Consider the following 17,556-nt stretch of genomic DNA (forward strand, 5'->3'; position numbering starts at 1 on the left):
TCAGCCTGCTACGGCGGATCGAACGGCCGCGAGGGCGTTCGGGATGGCTGCTGCGTCGGTGCCGCCGCCCTGGGCGAGGTCGTCCTTGCCGCCGCCGCCGCCGCCGAGGATGCCGGCGACCTGCTTCGCCAGGGCTCCCGCACGCTGGCCGGCCTCCCGGGCCGCGGGGTTGGTGGCCACGATGACGACGGGCTTGTCGGCGACCACGGCCGCGAGGGCTACGACCGCCGGCGTGCTGCCGAGCTGCGTGCGGGTGGCCATGACCAGCATCCGCAGGTCGTCAGCGGAGCCCAGCGTGCCGACCTGCTCGGCCACGACATTGACGGAACCGGCCAGCTTTGCCGAGGCGACGAGGGCCGGCACCCTGTCGGAGAGGGCCCGCGCCTCGAACGCGGCGATCTTCTTCTCGGCGGCCTTGAGGCTCTGCACGAGCTCGTTGATGCGCTCTGGCAACTGCTCCCGCGGCGTCTTCAGGTGTGAGGTCAGCTGGGAGACGAGGGCGCGCTCGGTGGCCAGGTCGCGGAAGGCCTCGAGGCCGACCAACGACTCCACCCGGCGGTTCGTGGAACCGACAGAACCCTCGCTGACAAGGTTGATCATGCCGATCTCGGCGCTGGAGGCGACGTGGGTTCCCGCGCAGAGTTCGCGAGACCAGGGGCCGCCGATATCGACGACGCGCACTCGGTCGCCGTACTTCTCGCTGAACAGGGCCATCGCGCCGAGCGCCTTCGCCTCGGCCAGGGGCAGCTCCCGGGTGAGCACGGGCAGGTTGTCCCGGATGGCGTTGTTGGAGATCTCTTCGATCTCGCTTCGGGTCGCCGGGGACAGTGCCTGGTTCCAGGAGAAGTCGAGGCGGAAGAAGCCGGCCTTGTTGTACGAGCCGGACTGGTGGGCGTTCGGGCCGAGCACCTGGCGGAGGGCGGCATGCAGCACGTGTGTGCCGGAGTGCGCCTGTCGGGCACCGCGGCGCCAGTCGGGGTCGACGACGCTGGTGGCGGAGTCCCCGACGCCGACTTCGCCGGTCCGCACCTGAACCTTGTGACTGATCAGGCCCTTGACGGGCTTCTGCACGTCGAGCACCTCGAGCTCGTAGCCGGTGCCCACGATCAAACCGGCATCGGCCTCCTGGCCGCCGGACTCCGCGTACAGGGCCGTCTCGGCGAGGATCACCTCGGCGATGTCACCGGAGACGGCGCGGTCGACGGAGAGACCGTTGACGATGATCCCAAGCACGCTGGATTCGGTCTGCAGAGCGTCGTAGCCCGTGAAGACGGTCTCCCCCGCCGCGCGGAATGCGCTGTAGACCGACAGGTCGGCGAGGTGCGTCTTCTTGGCCTTGGCGTCGGCCTTGGCCATCGCGCGCTGCTTGGCCATCAGCGTGTCGAAGGCCTCGCGGTTGACGCTGAGCCCGGCCTCCTCGGCCATCTCGAGGGTGATCTCGATCGGGAAGCCGTAGGTGTCATGCAGGAGGAACGCGGTGTCGCCCGGCAGAACGACCTTGTCGGCCTTCTTGGTCTTCGCGACGGCGAGGTCGAGCACTGCGCTGCCACTGGCGAGGGTGCGCAGGAAGGTCTCCTCTTCGGCATACGCAGCCTGGCTGATGCGGGCGTAGTCCGCCTTGATCTCGGGGTACGCGCCGGCCATGGCGTCGCGCGAGGCCGGAAACAATTCGGGAAAGGTCGCGGCGTCGACGCCGAGGAGGCGCATGGCGCGCACGCTGCGGCGCATCAAGCGGCGCAGGATGTACCCGCGGCCCTCGTTGGACGGCATCACTCCGTCGCTCATCAGCATCAGGGACGACCGCACATGGTCGGCGACGATGCGCATCCGCACGTCGTCGTCGTGGACGGCCCCGTAGCGGCGACCGGACAGTTCCGCGGCCCGGTCGAGGACCGGGCGCACCTGGTCGATCTCGTACATGTTCTGAACGCCCTGTTTGAGGAAGGCGACACGTTCGAGCCCCATGCCGGTGTCGATGTTCTTCTTCGGCAGGTCGCCGAGGATGACAAAGTCGTTCTTGCTGGTGCCCTCGCCGCGGAGGTACTGCATGAAGACGAGGTTCCAGATTTCGACGTACCGGTCGTCGTCGGTGGCCGGGCCGCCGTCGATGCCGTAGGCCGGGCCGCGGTCGAAGAAGATCTCGGAGCAGGGTCCGGCGGGCCCGGGCTGACCGGTCGACCAGTAGTTGGAGTCCATGCCGAGACGCTGGATGCGGTGCTCGGGCAGGCCGAGGGCGCGCCAGTACCGAAAGGCCTCGTCGTCGTCCTCGTAGACGGTGACCCAGAGGTCCTTCTCGGCGAAGCCGTAGCCGCCGTCGGCATCCGAGCTGGTGAGTAGCTCCCAGGCGTAACCGATCGCCTGTTCCTTGAAGTAGTCGCCGAACGAGAAGTTGCCGTTCATCTGGAAGAAGGTGCCGTGACGCGGGGTCTTGCCGACCTCTTCGATGTCGTTGGTGCGGATGCATTTCTGAACACTCGTCGCTCGCGGGTAGGGGGGCGGCACGAGACCGGTCAAATACGGTACGAACGGAACCATCCCGGCCACCGTGAACAGGAGTGTGGGGTCGTCGCTGACAAGCGAAGCGGAGGGGACGACGGTGTGACCGCGATCGGCAAAGAAGTCGAGCCAGCGCCCGCGAATTTCAGCAGTCTGCATTAGTTCCGTAGTTCGTTGTAGTGAAAAAGATATGGATTATACCTACCTGGCGAGCACGTACTTGGCGAGTACTTACTTGGCAAGTTTTTCGATCGTGATTTCGGTCTCCGACTCGATGTCGCCGATGGCATCCCGCAGCTCGGCCTCACGCTTGCGGTAGCCGTCCGAGATGGCCTCACCGAACTCGCGCGCTTTGGTGTCCAGATCGGCGAAGAATTGCTTCCCCTGACGCGTCTTGCCGGCTTCGCGGGCGATGAGCAGCCCCGTGGTGACACCGACGACAAACCAGATGAAATTCTTCATAGCAATGCTCCCTGAATATGTGTGGAGACCCTGAAAAGTGGTGAAAAGGTCGGTTCACGGCGGTTGAACGTCTGGAACGACCGTCTGACCGGCGAATCCCTGACGGGCCGGCTCCGTTCCAGAGTACCCGACTACCTGTGGCGGCGGCGGCGGGTGCCGCCCGGGCGGGCAGCCCTCAGCGCCGCGCGAACCCCCGCGGAGAAGCCGGCCAGTTTGACCAGCGGGCCGCCGACGGTCGCCGCGACGAGGGCGACCAGGGCGGAGACGTTGCCCGTGACATCCGCCACGTTCGAGGTGATGGTGTCCACCCGGGCCAACTGCGCGTTGGTCTCCTGAATGGTCTTGGTGGATTCCTCGAGCAGTGGGGTGACGGTGTGGGTCAGGTCGCGGATGGCCACCGTCGTCTCGTCGAAGACGCGGCCGAGCTTGACCAGGGGCAGGGCCAGGAACCCGACCAACATCAGGAAGGCAGCGGCGAACACGAGCCCGACAATATCTCCACCAGACATTGACCAACCATCCATTCCAGATTCGACATTCACGAGCTTGGTGCGCGTACGCAAAGAGCGGACCACCCCAGGGTGATCCGCTCTCCAGCGTAGTTCAGTTGCAGCGCCTGACGGCGGTGCGGGTGAAAAGGAGCCTAGCGGGCCGCGTAGTACTCGACGACGAGCTGGACTTCACAGGTCACGGGGATTTCGATGCGCTTCGGGCGGCGCACGAGGCGGGCCTGCAGCTTGTCGATCTCGACCTCGAGGTAGGCGGGGAGCTTGGGCAGAACGTCGACGTGACCGCCGGCGGCTGCGACCTGGAACGGCTCCATGGCCTCGCTCTTGGGCTTGACGTGGATGAGCTGTCCCGGCTTCACGCGGAAGGAGGGACGATCGACCAGCTGGCCGTCGATCAGGATGTGACGGTGCACGATCATCTGACGGGCCTGGGCGGTGGTGCGGGCGATCGCGGAGCGAACGAGAAGAGCGTCGAGACGGGTCTCGAGGATCTCGACGAGGTTCTCACCGGTCAGTCCCTGGGCGCGGCGAGCTTCCTCGAACGCGATCTTGAGCTGGGCTTCGCGGATGCCGTACTGGGCGCGTAAGCGCTGCTTTTCGCGGAGGCGGACAGCGTAGTCGGAGTCGGTCTTGCGCTTGGTGCGACCGTGCTCGCCCGGGGCGTACGGACGCTTCTCCAGATAGCGCGCGGCCTTCGGGGTCAGGGCGATGCCCAGGGCCCGCGAGAGGCGGGTCTTACTGCGGGTACGTGACTTGGTAGACACGGTGTCCTTTCGATGGAACTGCAAACAAGGGGAAACCAGGGCGGCGGCCGCGCGATGAGACAGCACGGGCTCAACGTCATGGGAGTTCAGAGGGGTGGTGCCACGGGACGCCCGGCTACAGGGCGAAACCATCAAATCCGGAATCGGACGCAGCCGCATGCCGATTCCATTTGTAGGCAGCGTTCAGGTTAGCACATCGGGTTGTTCGGCCGTTCCGTTCAGCGGGCACGGATGATCTTGCGCAACTTGGCGAGGCGGGCCGAGACCTCGCGCTCGTGGCCATGCTCGGTGGGCTCGTAATAGCGCACCTCGGCGAGCTCGTCCGGCGGGTACTGCTGGGCCAGCACGCCGAGGGCGTCGTCGTGGGGATACTTGTAGCCCTTGCCGTGGCCGAGGCGTTTGGCGCCTGGGTAGTGCGCATCCCGCAACGGTTTGGGCACCCGGCCGGTCTTGCCGTTCCGCACGTCGGCGATCGCCGCATCCAGGGCCATGTAGGCCGCGTTGGACTTGGGTGCGGTGGCCAGGTGCACGACGGCCTGGGCGAGCGGGATGCGGCCCTCGGGCATGCCGATGTATTGCACGGCGTCGGCGGCGGCGATGGCGATCACCAGCGCCTGCGGGTCGGCCATGCCGATGTCTTCGGAGGCCAGCACGATGATGCGGCGGCAGATGAACCGGGGATCTTCGCCGGCCTCGATCATGCGCGCGAGATAGTGGAGGGACGCGTCGACATCCGAGCCGCGTACCGATTTGATGAAGGCGCTGATGACGTCGTAGTGCTCGTCGCCGTTGCGATCGTAGCGCAGAAGCGCACGGTCGACAGCGAGGGCGACCACCTCGGTGGTGATGACCGGCTTCGCGTCGGACTCGGCGTCGACGGAGGACGCCGCCGCCACCGACCCAGCTTCCAGGGCGGTCAGCGCCCGTCGGGCGTCACCGGACGCGAGCCGGATGATCGCGGCCCTGGCTTCGGGGTCGAGCACGAACCGGTCGGCCAGGCCGCGCGGGTCGACCACGGCCCGGTCGACAACGACAGCGAGGTCGTCGTCGCTGAGCGTTTCGAGGGTGAGCAGTAGGGAGCGGGACAGCAGCGGCGAGATGACGGAGAAGGACGGGTTCTCGGTGGTGGCGGCCACGAGGATGATGACCCCGTTCTCCACCCCGGGCAGGAGAGCGTCCTGCTGCGCCTTGCTGAACCGGTGGATCTCGTCCAGGAAGAGCACGGTGGAGAGTCCGTAGAGGTCCCGGCTGGTGCGCGCCTCTTCCATTACCTGGCGCACGTCCCGCACTCCGGCCGACACGGCGGACAGCTCGACGAACCGGCGGCCCGAGCTGCGCGCGATGGCCTGGGCCAGGGTGGTCTTGCCGGTGCCGGGCGGGCCCCACAGGATGACGGAGATCGCGCCCTGCTCCCCTGTCTTGTCACTGGCCAGGCTGACCAGCGGGGAGCCCGGTGTGAGCAGATGCTTCTGACCGGCGACCTCCTCGAGGCTCGTCGGGCGCATCCGTACGGCGAGGGGTGTGGCCCCGCTGCGCAGTCCCGGTTGTGAATCCACCATGGGTCCAGCGTAGTTTGTGCCGGTGACCGGGCCGATCCTGAACCGGTGCTGCCCGGAGCGGATGTTTGTTTGCCCTCTCCGGGTTGCGTAGAGTTCAACATGGTTCGGGCGCCAGACGCTGGAGCCGTCCCCGTTCGATCGGGCCTTCCGATGGAGGCCGCCTGGAGGCTACGACGTGGTACCGAACAAGAAGCAAGAACGTGAAGCCCGCGAGGCGCGCGTGCGTGTACGCGCCTTTCAGGCCCGGCGTTCGGTGAATGCGCACCAAGTGAAGCGGCGCCGGCGGGACAACCTCATCGCCGGCGTCAGCGTGGCCGTGGTCGTGGCGCTGGCCGTCGGCGCCCAGGTGCTGTTCTTCACCGGAGGCCCCGGCAGCCCGGCACCCTCCGTGGCCGACACCGCTTCCCCCTCCGCGTCGGCCGCACCGTCCGACAGCGCGAACAGCGGCGAGGTGCCGCCCAGCACCCTGGCGGAAGACCGCACCTGGACCGGCACGCTGGCCCTCAACGGCATTCCGCTCGAGATCGAGCTCGATGGAGCCCTCGCCCCTCAGGCGGTGTCCTCGACCATCAACCTGATCACCACCGGCTTCTACCAGGACGTGACCTGCCACCGGCTCACCGACGGCGGTTTCTTCGTGCTGCAGTGCGGGGACCCGACCGGAACGGGATCGGGTGGCCCCGGCTACAGTTATGGACCGATTGAAAACGCCCCGGCCGACGATGTGTACCCGGCTGGCACACTGGCCATGGCCCGCCAGGGCGGCAACGCCTACAGTATGGGCAGCCAGTTCTTCATCGTCTACGACGACACGACCATCCCCGCCGACGCGGTCGGCGGCTACACGGTGCTCGGCCGGGTGACCGATGGACTGGACGAAATCAAAGCGCAGATCACGGCTGCCGGCGTCGCCGACGGCTCTTCGGACGGCACCCCTCAGGTGCCGACCAGCATCACTCAGGTATCAGTTCAGTAGAACAGACGAACAGCGCGCGGGCTTGCAATAGGCTTGACCGGGTATTGGCTCACTTGTGAGCACACAACGACATCGATAAGGTGAGGCTCTTGACTCCGACAGATCAGCAACCATGGGGTCGCGTAGACGAAACCGGCACGGTTTACGTGCGCGAAGCGACAGGCGAGCGCGCCGTGGGACAGTATCCCGACGCGACGCCGGAAGAGGCGCTTGCCTACTTCGAACGGAAATACGTTGAGCTCAACGGCCAGGTCACGCTTCTCGAACAGCGCGCCAAGGGTGGCGCACCTGCCGCAGATATCGCGAAGTCCGTCAAACATCTGACCGAGGCCGTGGCGAACGCCAACGCGGTCGGCAACCTGGCAGCCCTGGCCACCCGCCTGGGTGCCCTCGGCGGCGCGGTGACCGAGCTCACCGAGCAGCAGGGCGCCGAAGCGAAGGCCGCAGCGACCGCCGCCGTCGCCGAGCGTGCCGCGATCGTCGCCGAGGCCGAGGCTCTCGCCGCCGAAGACCCGGCTAAGACGCAGTGGAAGCAGACCAGCGCTGCTCTGGAAGCCCTGTTCGCGAAATGGCAGGCCCACCAGCACGATGCTCCGCGCATTCCCAAGGGCGAGGCCAATGACCTCTGGAAGCGGTTCCGCGCGGCCCGCACCACGATCGAGCAGAACCGCAAGGCATTCTTCGCCGAGTTGGACAGCGCCCACAAGGACGTTCGCAACCGCAAGCAACACCTGATCGAACAGGCCGAGGCCCTCGCCCCCAAGGGCGCCGATGGCATCCCGGGCTACCGCAATCTGCTCGACGAGTGGAAGCTCGCGGGTCGCAGCGGCAAGAAGCAGGACGACGCCATGTGGGCCAAGTTCAAGGCAGCCGGCGACGTGCTTTACTCGGTCAAGTCCGAAATCGACGCGCACGACGACGAGGAGTTCGCGGGAAACCTGACTCTTAAGGTCGAGCTGCTCACCGAAGCCGAACTTCTGCTGGCCGAGACGGACCGCGCCAAGGCGCGCAGCGCGCTGAGCTCCATCCAGCGCCGGTGGGACGCCATCGGCAAGGTTCCGCGCGACTCGGTCAAGTCCATCGAGGACCGCATGCGCAAGGTTGAGGCAGCCGTGCGCAAGCTCGACGACGACCACTGGAAGCGCAACAACCCGGAGACCAAGGCTCGCGCCGAGGGTTTGGCCGGTCAGCTGAACGATGCCATCGTCAAGCTCGAGGCCGAACTGGCCGCGGCGCAAGCCGGCGGGGATGCCGCGGCGATCACGGAAGCCACCGAGGCTCTCGAGACCCGCAAGGCGTGGCTGAAGGCCATCGGCCAGTAGCCCGGCCGTCCACAGCACGACCAGCGGGGATCTGTCCACAGATCCCCGCTTTTTGTGGGCGGGAGAACACGCCCGGCGCACGCTGAGTCGATGAACCCACAATCGATGAACTCACGCCTTCCCGTGGTGCTCTCTGCCCAGGACCTGCCGCTTGCGGAGCTGTGCGGCGCCCGTCTCGACGGGGAACTCTTCACCCTGGGCGACTTTTGGTGCCCGGTCGACGAGGTCGATGACCGGGTGCGACGCGCCCGAGCCGTCGGGTTGCTGCTTGCGTCCCCAAGGGCCATCGCCGAGCGGATGACCGCTGCCTGGATCTACGGTCTGGCGCCGGAACCTCGCCGCCACCACTTCTGCGTGCAGAGTTCCGCCCGAATGAAACTGGTCCCGTCACCCCGAATGCAGATCCGCGAGGTGAGCTGCCCGTCCGACCAGCTTCAGGCGATCTCCGGCCTCCGGGTCACGCTGCCCCTGCGCACCGCCGTCGACCTCGTCCGCTGGCACGACGAGCCCACCGACGGTGACCGGGTTGCCCTGATCGCCGCCCTGCTGCGCCTGGCCGGCTGCACCAGCACCGACCCGGCGAGTCGCCTATGCGCGGCACCCAACCTGCCGTTCAAGGCTCCGGCCCTCACCCGACTGCGGGAGGTGCAACGGTACCTCGACGAGCATCCGCGCCCCACCTGATGTCTCTACCGGGAGGCCAATGCGAGCTGAATGGCCGCTCAGCCCTCGTTGACGCGATAGACGTCATAAACGGCGTCGATACGGCGCACCGCATTGAGCACGCGATCGAGGTGCGTGGTGTCGCCCATCTCGAAGACGAACCGGCTGATCGCGAGTCGGTCGGAGGAGGTGTGCACCGTCGCCGACAGGATGTTGACGTGATGCTCCGACAGCACCCGGGTGACGTCGGAGAGCAGCCCGGAGCGGTCGAGAGCCTCGATCTGGATCTGCACCAGGAACAGGCTCTTGGAAGTGGGCGCCCAATCGACGTCGATCATGCGCTCGGGTTCCTTGAGCAGGGACTGCACGTTGCGACAGGATGCCTGGTGCACCGATACCCCAGCGCCGCGCGTGATAAACCCCACGACTTTGTCGCCCGGCACGGGAGTGCAGCACCGGGCAAGCTTCACCAGGATGTCGGGGGCGCCGCGCACGAGGATGCCCGAGTCGCTGTTGCGGAGCGTCTGGGTGCGGCCGTGGGGCGCGAACGGCAGGTCCGTGGCGTCGCTCTCCTCGACGCTCTGCAGGGTGGCAACCACCTTCTCCAGCACCGACTGCGTCGACACATGCCCCTCGCCGACGGCGGCGTACAGCGCAGAGACGTCTTCATACTTCATCACCGCGGCAACCTCGGCGAAGGAGTCCTGGTTCATCAGTTTCTGCAGCGGCAGGTTCTGCTTGCGCATAGCGCGTGCGATGGCGTCGCGGCCCTGCTCGATCGCCTCGTCGCGGCGCTCCTTGGTGAACCACTGGCGGATCTTGTTGCGAGCCCTGGGGCTCTTGACGAAGTTCAGCCAGTCCTTGCTCGGCCCGGAGTCGGGATTCTTCGACGTGAACACCTCGACGACGTCACCGGTGACGAGAGGGCTCTCCAGCGGGACGAGGCGCCCGTTGACCTTGGCGCCCATGGTGCGATGGCCGACCTCGGTGTGCACGGCGTAGGCGAAGTCGACCGGGGTGGCGTCGGCCGGCAGACCGATCACCCGGCCCTTGGGGGTGAAGACGTAGACCTCTTTGGCGCCGATCTCGTAGCGCAGCGAGTCGAGGAACTCTCCCGGGTCGGCCGTTTCGGCCTGCCAGTCGGAGATGTGGGCGAGCCAAGCCATGTCGGTGTCGCTCTGCGGGCCCGGACCGGAACTCTTGCCGGTGGTCTGCTCCTTGTACTTCCAGTGCGAGGCCACGCCGAATTCGGCGCGCTGGTGCATTTCCTGGGTGCGGATCTGGATCTCCACGGCGCGCCCGCTCGGGCCGAGAACCGTGGTGTGCAGCGACTGGTACAGGTTGAATTTGGGGGTGGCGATGTAGTCCTTGAACCGGCCGGGAAGCGGCGTCCACCGGGCGTGGATTGCGCCGAGAACCGCGTAGCAGTCCCGCACCGAGTTGACGAGAACTCGAATGCCGACCAGGTCGTAGATGTCGTCGAACTCGCGCCCGCGCACGACCATCTTCTGGTAGATCGAGTAGTACTGCTTGGGCCGGCCGGCGACCTTGCCCCGGATGCGGGCGGCCTTCAGGTCGTCGACGATCGAGTCGATGACGTGCTGCACGAACTCTTCGCGCTGCGGAGTGCGCTGCTTGACAAGACTGTCGATCTCGGCGTAGAGCTTGGGGTACAGCACCGCGAACGAGAGGTCTTCGAGCTCCCACTTGATGGCCTGGATGCCCAGGCGATGCGCGAGCGGCGCGTAAATCTCCAGCGTCTCGGTCGCCTTCCGAACCGCGGACTCGGCAGGCACGAATCCCCAGGTGCGCGCGTTGTGCAGCCGGTCGGCGAGCTTGATGATCAGCACACGAATGTCCTTAGACATCGCCACGATCATCTTGCGCACGGTCTCGGCCTGGGTGCTGTCGCCGTACTTGACCTTGTCCAGCTTGGTGACGCCGTCGACCAGCATGGTGATCTCGTCGCCGAAATCGTGCCTCAGCTGGTCGAGAGTGTACTCGGTGTCCTCCACGGTGTCGTGCAGCAGTGCCGCCGAGACGGTCTTGGGGCCGATGCCCAGATCCGCCAGGATCTGCGCGACCGCGACCGGATGTGTGACGTACGGCTCTCCGCTGCGGCGAAATTGGCCCTCATGCGCCTGCTCCGCGGTGACGTAGGCCCGCTCGATGATCGAGAGGTCCACCTTGGGATGGTGCATCCGCACGGTCTTCAGCAGCGTGTCGACCGCGCCGACCGGCTGGGCCCGGGAAAAGATCCGAGGCACGAGGCGCCGCAAGGATGCCGGCGGGAGCGGAGCCGGGTAGGCAGGAGGAGTCGTCAGTTCGGTCATCTGGCCACCTCCATCCGCTTAATCAATTATTACTGCTCCCGAGCCGGATCGGGTACCACTTCCGGCTCGGGTGCGGGCCTCCTCCGGCGGTGATCAGGGCCGACTAGGTGCTGACTGCGGCGGCCACCTTCAGCGCGGGGCCGGCCTTCGCCCGCTGGGCGAGAACCTTCTGGTCGGCCCGGCGCACGGCCGGCTCCGCGGAGCGGATTTGAGCGTACAGCGGCGACGCGATGAAGATCGTCGAGTAGGCGCCGGCGACGATGCCGATCAGAAGTGCCAACGAGATGTCGCGAAGGGTTCCTGCCCCGAGCACGAGCGTTCCGATGAAGAGGATCGAGGCGACCGGCAGCACCGCGACGACGGAGGTGTTGATCGAGCGCACCAGGGTCTGGTTGACGGCCAGGTTCACGGATTCGGCCAACGTGCGCGTCTCGGCGCCCGCCTCCGAGGTGTTCTCGCGGATCTTGTCGAAGACCACGACCGTGTCGTAGAGCGAGTAGCCGAGGATCGTGAGAAATCCGATCACGGCGGCCGGGGTGATTTCGAAACCGGTGATGCCGTAGATCCCGGCGGTGATGACGAGGTCGTGCATCAGCGCGGTCATGGCCGCGACCGACATCTTCCAGGTGCGGAAGTACAGTGCCATGCCGATGGCGGCGAGCACGAGGAAGATGAGGAGTCCGCGCACGGCCTGGCCGGTGATGTCCTGGCCCCAGACCGGACCGATGAAGGACGCGGTGACCTGCTCGATCGGCACGGCGTAGGCATCCGCCAGCGCGGCGCGAATCTCCCGGGTCTCGTCGCTGGTGAGCTGGTCGGTCTGCACGCGGATGCCGGTGGTGCTGACGCTCGACACCCTGGGCGTCGCCAACGGGACGACCTCGGTCACGGCATCGGCGGCAGCTCGCTGGTCCTGGTCGGCGACCTGGGAGATCTTGAACTCGGAGCCTCCCGTGAACTCGATGCCGAAGACGAAGCCGCCACGCAGCTGGGGAACGACGATGGCCACGAAGAGTGCCACGACCGCGACCAGGTACCAGGTCTTGCGCCGCCCGACGATGTCGAACGAGCGCTTGCCGGTGTGCAGGTCGTTGCCGAACTGGGAAAAGCTAGCCATTAGGAATCCTTCCCGTCGGTCGTTCGATCCGCACTGGAACCGACGAGTTCTGACGCCTTGCGCTCGGCGATGGTCTGGCGCTTGGCTGCCTCACGGCTGGCCGAGGACAGTTTGGCGGAAGGGAGGTCATCCGAGGGACGGAATTTCGCCCGCCCGCGGTAGGTCGCGCCCAGGGCCCGCGGGTCGAGGCCGCTGAACTTGTGTCCGTCGCTGAAGAACTTCGTGCGCGCCAGCAGCTGGAGCATCGGGTGGGTGAAGAGCATGACCACGAGCACGTCGACGAGGGTGGTCAGCCCCAGGGTGAGGGCGAAGCCCTTGACGTTGCCGACGGCGACGATGAACAGGACGCCGGCGGCCAAGATGTTGACCGCGTCGGAGGCGAGGATGGTGCGCAGGGCGCGCTTCCAGCCGGCCTCGACGGAGGATTCGAGCCCTCGTCCGTCCCGCAGCTCATCACGCACCCGCTCGAAGTAGACGATGAAGGAGTCGGCGGTGATGCCGATCGCGACGATCAGACCCGCGACGCCGGCCAACGACAGCCGGTAGCCCTCGCGCCAGGACAGGATCGTGATCAGCAGGTAGGTGATGATCGCGGCGACCGTGAGCGACGCCACGGTGACGAGGCCGAGCAGGCGATACTGGATCAGCGAGTAGAGCACGACCAGTACGAGTCCGATCAGGCCTGCGATCAGGCCGCCGGTGAGCTGGCTCGAGCCCAGGGTCGCCGAGATGGTGTCCTGGCTCTGCACGGTGAAGCTGATCGGCAGGGCGCCGAACTTGAGCTGGTCGGCGAGGGCCTTCGACGAGTCCTGGTCGAAGTCACCGCTGATCTGCGCGTTGCCGTCGGTGATGGCCGCCAGGGTGCGCGGGGCCGAGATGACGTTGCCGTCGAGCACGATCGCGAACTGGTTCTGCGCTGCGGTGAGCGCGTTCAGCCGGGTGCTGACGTCGGCGAAGGCCTTGGTTCCGGTTCCGTCGAAGGTGATGTTGACGACCCATTCACCGGTCGTGGCGCCGCTCTGCGTGGTCTGCTGGCCGTTGGTCGCGTCGGAGACGTTCTCGCCGCTGACTTCGACCGGGCCGAGGATGTACTTGATGGAGCCGTCGGCCTCACAGGTGACAAGCGGCTCCGCCGCCGGTGCCACATTGGTGGTATCGATCTTGCTGCAATCGAAGGCCTCGTACTGGGCCTGGAGCGCGGGGGTGATCCAGTTCAGGTCGCTCCCGTCGGTGGGCACCGCGGTCGGGGTGCTTTCCAGACTCGGGTCGACCGTGGGGGTCGGTACCGGGGTCGCGACCCCGTCCTCTCCGACAACGTTTTCACCGACGCTGGCCGCGGACGGGGCACCGGCCACGAGCACCGGTCGGAACTCGAGCTTGGCTGAGGACTCGATTCGGTTTATCGTCGCGTCGTCCGGCACGCCGGGGATGGACACGACGATGTTCTGGCCGCCCTGGGTGTTGATCTCCGCCTCGGAGACGCCTGCCGAGTCGATGCGCTGCCGAATGATCTTCACGGCCTCGTTGAGCTGCTCCGAGGAGACGGACTGCCCGGACTCGAGCTTCGGCGCGAGGATGATCTGCGTGCCGCCCTCGAGGTCCAGGGCCAGCTTGGGCGTCCAGGATCCGCCGCCGGTGAGCACGCCGGCCGTGTTGAGCGCAATCAGGCCGACGATGATCACACCCAGCCACGTGAGGGAACGCCAGGCCTTCTTGGCCGGAGACGACTTTGCCACCAGAGAACTCAGCTTTCTATGCTCATGCTCATGCCCGCGCCGAGGCGCGGGCATGGAGAGGGATTGGTTAGGCGTCGCCCTTTTTAGGCTCTTCGTCGGTGTCGGCGACGCGCTGACCGAAGTCAGGTTCGCCCATAACGGTGGCGCTGCCCTGGTTCAACTCGGCGTCGCCCTCATCTTCGGGCTCGGCCACGATCGGTTCCACCACGCGGGCGATGGTCTGACGGTGCAGCTGCACGACGGTTCCGGGGGCGATCTCGAGGGCAACCTTGTTCGCCTCCTCGTCAATCGCGAGAATGGTTCCGTACATGCCGAAGTTGGTCATGACCTCGGCGCCGACGACCATCTGGGCCTGCAGGGCAGCGAGGTCCTTCTGGCGTTTGCGGCTGTTGCGGAACATGAAGAACACGAGCGCCGCGAGAACGGCGAGCATGACGAGAGTCAACGGATCCATAAAACTGTGGGACCTTCCGGTTGCGGCGCGAGGGCCGAAGTCTGTGCGTCTGGCTCGGGGGAACCAGCACGAGTGGTTCGAAGCGAACCAACTCGAATTATAGGTCATCCAGCATAAGAGGGATTGGCGGCCCGCCCACCAGAGGCGCCGTCAGGCCGAAATGCCGCCACGCTTCCGCGGTCGCCACCCGGCCGCGCGGGGTGCGCATCAGGAAGCCGATCCGCACCAGGAACGGCTCCACGACGGCCTCGATGGTCTCGGACTCCTCCCCCACGGACACCGCGAGCGTGTTCAGACCCACCGGCCCTCCCCCAAAACGGGTCAGGATGATGCGCATCACCTCCCGGTCGAGCCGGTCGAGCCCGATGGCGTCGACGTCGTACAGCTCGAGAGCCGCGTGCACCGCGGCCACATCGGCGTCTCCACCGTGCACCAGCGCGTAGTCCCGCACCCGCCGGAGCAGGCGGTTGGCGATTCTGGGCGTGCCGCGGCACCGACCGGCGATCTCGGCGGTGGCGGCCGTGTCGATCGACAGGTCGAGCAGCTTGGCTGCCCGGCCGAGCACCTGCTCGAGTTCGTCGTCGGTGTAGAACTCGAGGTGGGCGGTGAAGCCGAACCGGTCGCGCAGTGGGTTGGGCAGCAGTCCGGACCGGGTCGTGGCGCCAACCAGGGTGAACGGTGCCAGGTCGAGGGGAACCGAGGTGGCGCCGGCGCCTTTGCCGACCATGATGTCGATGCGGAAGTCCTCCATCGCCAGATAGAGCATCTCCTCGGCGGAGCGGGCCATGCGGTGGATCTCGTCGATGAACAGCACCTCGCCGGGCACCAGCGAGGAGAGTACCGCCGCCAGATCACCGGCGTGCTGGATGGCCGGGCCGCTGGACATCCGCAGCGGGCGGTTGCCCTCGTAGGCGATGATCATGGCCAAAGTGGTCTTGCCGAGTCCGGGCGGGCCGGCCAGAAGGATGTGGTCGGGAGTGCGGCTCTGCATGGTAGCGGCGGTCAGGAGCAGCTGCAGCTGCCCGCGAACCTTCTGCTGGCCGACGAACTCGCCGAGGCTGCGCGGACGGAGGGCACCCTCGAAGGCGAGTTCGGCGTCGCCCCCGAGTTCCGGCTTGGTGAGCTCCACGCCGGGATCTCCGGCCAGACCCTGTGCGCCGGTCACGGGCGACGCTCCGATGCCTGCTGGGCCGGGCCGAGCCTGACGAGTACGAGGCGAAGGAGCGCTGCGACGCCGACCTGCCCGGGTTCGACGGTCTCCGCGAGGGTCTCGTCGACGGCCTCGGCGGCCACCTTCTCCGACCAGCCGAGCCCGATCAGGGCGGCCTGCACGTTCGCCGACGCGCTGGTGGGCTCCGGGCGGGCGGATGCCGCGGCCGTGACGGTCACGAACACCTTGCCGGCCAGGGAGAGCACGATCAGTTTGGCCGTTTTCGGGCCGATGCCGCTGACCTTGCGGAAAGCGCCGTCGTCTTCTGCCGAGACGGCCTGCGCGATCTGGACGGGGCTGAGCACCGCGAGTACGCCGAGGGCCGATTTCGGGCCGACCCCGGTGACGCCGACCAAAAGCTCGAAGACCTCGAGTTCGTCGGCGGACGGGAATCCGAAGAGGGTGAGCGAGTCCTCGCGCACGATAAGGGTGGTCGAAAGCCGGGCCTCCGTGCCGACGCGCAGGGAGAGCGCAGTGGCCGGGGTGACCTGTACGGCCAGACCGACTCCCCCGACCTCGATCACGGCCGTGGAACCCACGGCAGACAGGACAAGGCCACGAACGGAAGCAATCACCGCTTCAGACTACGGGGCACCGGCGACACTGCGCTGCGCTCGGCGGTGCGCCACGCCTTCTGGGCCGGGGTCAGGGTGCCGGGGACCACGTCGGCGCTGGTGGGCAGGGTGCCGCCGGCCGCCCCGGTGCGCCAGGCATGGCAGATCGCGATGGCCAGCGCGTCCGCGGCATCCGCGGGCTTGGGCACCTCGGCCAGGCCCAGCACCCGCGCCACCATGGCGCCGACCTGGGCTTTGTCGGCGGACCCGTAGCCGGTGATGGCTGCCTTGACCTCGCTCGGGGTGTGCAGGGTGACCGTCAGCCCACGCTGAGCGGCCAGGAGCAGCGCGACGCCGCTCAGCTGGGCGGTGCCCATCACGGTGCTGACATTGTCCTGAGCGAACACCCTCTCGATGGCGACGACCGCCGGCTTGTGCCGGTCGAGCAGGTCTTCCAGGCCCCGGCTGATCAGCAGGAGCCTCTGCTCGAGCGGCAAGTCCGGCGAGCTGCGCAGCACGGTCACGTCGACCAGGGACGCGGATCGGTTGGCGGCGACGTCTACGATTCCGACGCCGCAGCGGGTCAGCCCGGGATCGATGCCCAGAACCCGGACCGACACAGCGCGCTACTCGGCTTCGGCCTGAAGCTCCGCGATGACCTCGGGCGACACGTCGTAGTTACTGTAGATGTTCTGCACGTCGTCGAGCTCTTCGAGGGCGTCGATCAGCCGGAACACCTTGCGGGCGGTCTCGGCGTCGACCTCTACCTTGAGCTGGGGCACGAACGCGATGTCGGCGGAGTCGTAGTCGATCCCGGCGGTCTGCAGGGCGGTCCGGGTCGCGACGAGATCGTGCGCTTCGCTGAAAACCTCGAACTTCTCGCCGTCGTCGACGACCTCTTCGGCGCCCGCGTCGAGCACGGCGAGGAGCACGTCATCTTCGCTGAGGCCGTTGCTCTTCGGCACGACGACGATGCCCTTGCGGTGGAAGTTGTACGCGACGCTGCCGGGGTCGGCCATGTTGCCGCCGTTTCTGGACATGGTGGTGCGCACCTCGGCGGCCGCGCGGTTCTTGTTGTCGGTCAAACACTCGATCATGACGGCGACGCCGTGCGCGGCGTAGCCCTCATACATGATGGTGGTGTAGTCGACTACTTCGCCGGACAGGCCGGCGCCGCGCTTGACGGCACGGTCAATGTTGTCGTTGGGAACAGAGGTCTTCTTGGCTTTCTGGATCGCGTCGACCAGGGTCGGGTTGCCCGACAGGTCGGCGCCACCCATGCGGGCCGCGACTTCGATGTTCTTGATCAACTTGGCGAAGGCCTTGGCCCGACGCGAGTCGGTGACCGCCTTCTGGTGCTTTGTTGTCGCCCACTTGGAATGTCCGGACATGAGTCTCCCG

At 66.9% G+C, this 17,556-nt stretch carries 16 protein-coding genes; 3 read left to right on the plus strand and 13 right to left on the minus strand.

Annotated elements, in window-relative coordinates:
- From alaS to E3O47_RS11870, 5 genes are all read right to left on the minus strand, one after another.
- Window positions 1-2,655: an alanine--tRNA ligase gene (alaS, locus tag E3O47_RS11850; RefSeq protein ID WP_134342469.1), complete on the minus strand. Its 2,655-nt coding sequence runs from the start codon at window positions 2,653-2,655 to the stop codon at window positions 1-3.
- A gap of 72 nt (window positions 2,656-2,727) precedes the next feature.
- On the minus strand, window positions 2,728-2,958 hold the full coding sequence (locus E3O47_RS11855) for a hypothetical protein (RefSeq protein ID WP_104100499.1): 231 nt from the start codon (window positions 2,956-2,958) through the stop codon (window positions 2,728-2,730).
- A gap of 131 nt (window positions 2,959-3,089) precedes the next feature.
- Complete coding sequence (locus tag E3O47_RS11860; RefSeq protein WP_134342470.1) at window positions 3,090-3,467, minus strand: DUF948 domain-containing protein; 378 nt, start codon at window positions 3,465-3,467, stop codon at window positions 3,090-3,092.
- A gap of 134 nt (window positions 3,468-3,601) precedes the next feature.
- Window positions 3,602-4,231 carry a 30S ribosomal protein S4 gene (gene rpsD / locus E3O47_RS11865; protein ID WP_104100497.1) on the minus strand — a complete coding sequence of 210 codons (630 nt, stop codon included), beginning with the start codon at window positions 4,229-4,231 and terminating at the stop codon, window positions 3,602-3,604.
- 218 nt (window positions 4,232-4,449) lie between these two features.
- Entirely contained in the window at window positions 4,450-5,790 is a 1,341-nt protein-coding gene (locus E3O47_RS11870; protein WP_104100496.1) for a replication-associated recombination protein A, read from the minus strand.
- A 175-nt stretch (window positions 5,791-5,965) separates the two neighbouring features.
- On the opposite strand from E3O47_RS11870, the gene E3O47_RS11875 reads away from it, so the two are divergent.
- The 3 genes from E3O47_RS11875 to E3O47_RS11885 all read left to right on the plus strand — a co-directional run bounded on the left by E3O47_RS11875 (window position 5,966) and on the right by E3O47_RS11885 (window position 8,772).
- The gene (locus E3O47_RS11875; protein ID WP_134342471.1) at window positions 5,966-6,766 is read left to right on the plus strand and encodes a peptidylprolyl isomerase; all 801 of its coding nucleotides are present in this window, start codon (window positions 5,966-5,968) and stop codon (window positions 6,764-6,766) included.
- Window positions 6,767-6,855: 89 nt separating this feature from the next.
- Window positions 6,856-8,088, plus strand: a complete 1,233-nt coding sequence (locus E3O47_RS11880) for a DUF349 domain-containing protein (RefSeq protein ID WP_134420615.1) — start codon at window positions 6,856-6,858, stop codon at window positions 8,086-8,088.
- Between the two features lie 105 nt (window positions 8,089-8,193).
- A complete protein-coding gene (locus E3O47_RS11885) occupies window positions 8,194-8,772 on the plus strand; it encodes a hypothetical protein (RefSeq protein ID WP_104100493.1) in 579 nt (192 codons plus the stop codon).
- A gap of 38 nt (window positions 8,773-8,810) precedes the next feature.
- On the opposite strand, the gene E3O47_RS11890 is transcribed toward E3O47_RS11885, so the two are convergent.
- The 8 genes from E3O47_RS11890 to E3O47_RS11925 form a co-directional block, all read right to left on the minus strand.
- Window positions 8,811-11,084, minus strand: coding sequence for a bifunctional (p)ppGpp synthetase/guanosine-3',5'-bis(diphosphate) 3'-pyrophosphohydrolase (locus E3O47_RS11890; protein ID WP_104100492.1), 2,274 nt, complete (start codon window positions 11,082-11,084; stop codon window positions 8,811-8,813).
- Window positions 11,085-11,187: 103 nt separating this feature from the next.
- On the minus strand, window positions 11,188-12,201 hold the full coding sequence (secF, locus tag E3O47_RS11895) for a protein translocase subunit SecF (protein WP_134420617.1): 1,014 nt from the start codon (window positions 12,199-12,201) through the stop codon (window positions 11,188-11,190).
- Window positions 12,201-13,937 carry a protein translocase subunit SecD gene (gene secD / locus E3O47_RS11900; protein WP_104100490.1) on the minus strand — a complete coding sequence of 579 codons (1,737 nt, stop codon included), beginning with the start codon at window positions 13,935-13,937 and terminating at the stop codon, window positions 12,201-12,203. Before secD ends, secF begins: the two co-directional genes overlap by 1 nt.
- A 67-nt stretch (window positions 13,938-14,004) precedes the next feature.
- Window positions 14,005-14,370: a preprotein translocase subunit YajC gene (gene yajC / locus E3O47_RS11905; RefSeq protein WP_241986188.1), complete on the minus strand. Its 366-nt coding sequence runs from the start codon at window positions 14,368-14,370 to the stop codon at window positions 14,005-14,007.
- A 118-nt stretch (window positions 14,371-14,488) separates the two neighbouring features.
- The gene (gene ruvB, locus E3O47_RS11910; RefSeq protein WP_104100564.1) at window positions 14,489-15,520 is read right to left on the minus strand and encodes a Holliday junction branch migration DNA helicase RuvB; all 1,032 of its coding nucleotides are present in this window, start codon (window positions 15,518-15,520) and stop codon (window positions 14,489-14,491) included.
- Between the two features lie 32 nt (window positions 15,521-15,552).
- Window positions 15,553-16,176, minus strand: a complete 624-nt coding sequence (gene ruvA / locus E3O47_RS11915) for a Holliday junction branch migration protein RuvA (protein ID WP_104100488.1) — start codon at window positions 16,174-16,176, stop codon at window positions 15,553-15,555.
- On the minus strand, window positions 16,173-16,775 hold the full coding sequence (gene ruvC / locus E3O47_RS11920; protein WP_134400855.1) for a crossover junction endodeoxyribonuclease RuvC: 603 nt from the start codon (window positions 16,773-16,775) through the stop codon (window positions 16,173-16,175). Before ruvC ends, ruvA begins: the two co-directional genes overlap by 4 nt.
- Window positions 16,776-16,781: 6 nt before the next feature.
- On the minus strand, window positions 16,782-17,546 hold the full coding sequence (locus E3O47_RS11925; protein WP_104100486.1) for a YebC/PmpR family DNA-binding transcriptional regulator: 765 nt from the start codon (window positions 17,544-17,546) through the stop codon (window positions 16,782-16,784).
- Between the last annotated feature and the right edge of the window lie 10 nt (window positions 17,547-17,556).

Source organism: Cryobacterium sp. TMT2-17-1 (assembly GCF_004402765.1).
GTDB lineage: Bacteria > Actinomycetota > Actinomycetes > Actinomycetales > Microbacteriaceae > Cryobacterium > Cryobacterium sandaracinum.

What these genes read in the sequence shown, in the direction of transcription:
- alaS (WP_134342469.1), bottom strand. Translation starts at nt 2,655, where the DNA reads ATGCAGACTGCTGAAATTCGCGGGCGCTGGCTCGACTTCTTTGCCGAT.
- E3O47_RS11885 (WP_104100493.1), top strand. Translation starts at nt 8,194, where the DNA reads ATGAACTCACGCCTTCCCGTGGTGCTCTCTGCCCAGGACCTGCCGCTT.
- yajC (WP_241986188.1), bottom strand. Translation starts at nt 14,370, where the DNA reads ATGCTCGCCGTTCTCGCGGCGCTCGTGTTCTTCATGTTCCGCAACAGC.
- E3O47_RS11855 (WP_104100499.1), bottom strand. Translation starts at nt 2,958, where the DNA reads ATGAAGAATTTCATCTGGTTTGTCGTCGGTGTCACCACGGGGCTGCTC.
- E3O47_RS11870 (WP_104100496.1), bottom strand. Translation starts at nt 5,790, where the DNA reads ATGGTGGATTCACAACCGGGACTGCGCAGCGGGGCCACACCCCTCGCC.
- E3O47_RS11925 (WP_104100486.1), bottom strand. Translation starts at nt 17,546, where the DNA reads ATGTCCGGACATTCCAAGTGGGCGACAACAAAGCACCAGAAGGCGGTC.
- E3O47_RS11860 (WP_134342470.1), bottom strand. Translation starts at nt 3,467, where the DNA reads ATGTCTGGTGGAGATATTGTCGGGCTCGTGTTCGCCGCTGCCTTCCTG.
- E3O47_RS11890 (WP_104100492.1), bottom strand. Translation starts at nt 11,084, where the DNA reads ATGACCGAACTGACGACTCCTCCTGCCTACCCGGCTCCGCTCCCGCCG.
- secF (WP_134420617.1), bottom strand. Translation starts at nt 12,201, where the DNA reads ATGGCTAGCTTTTCCCAGTTCGGCAACGACCTGCACACCGGCAAGCGC.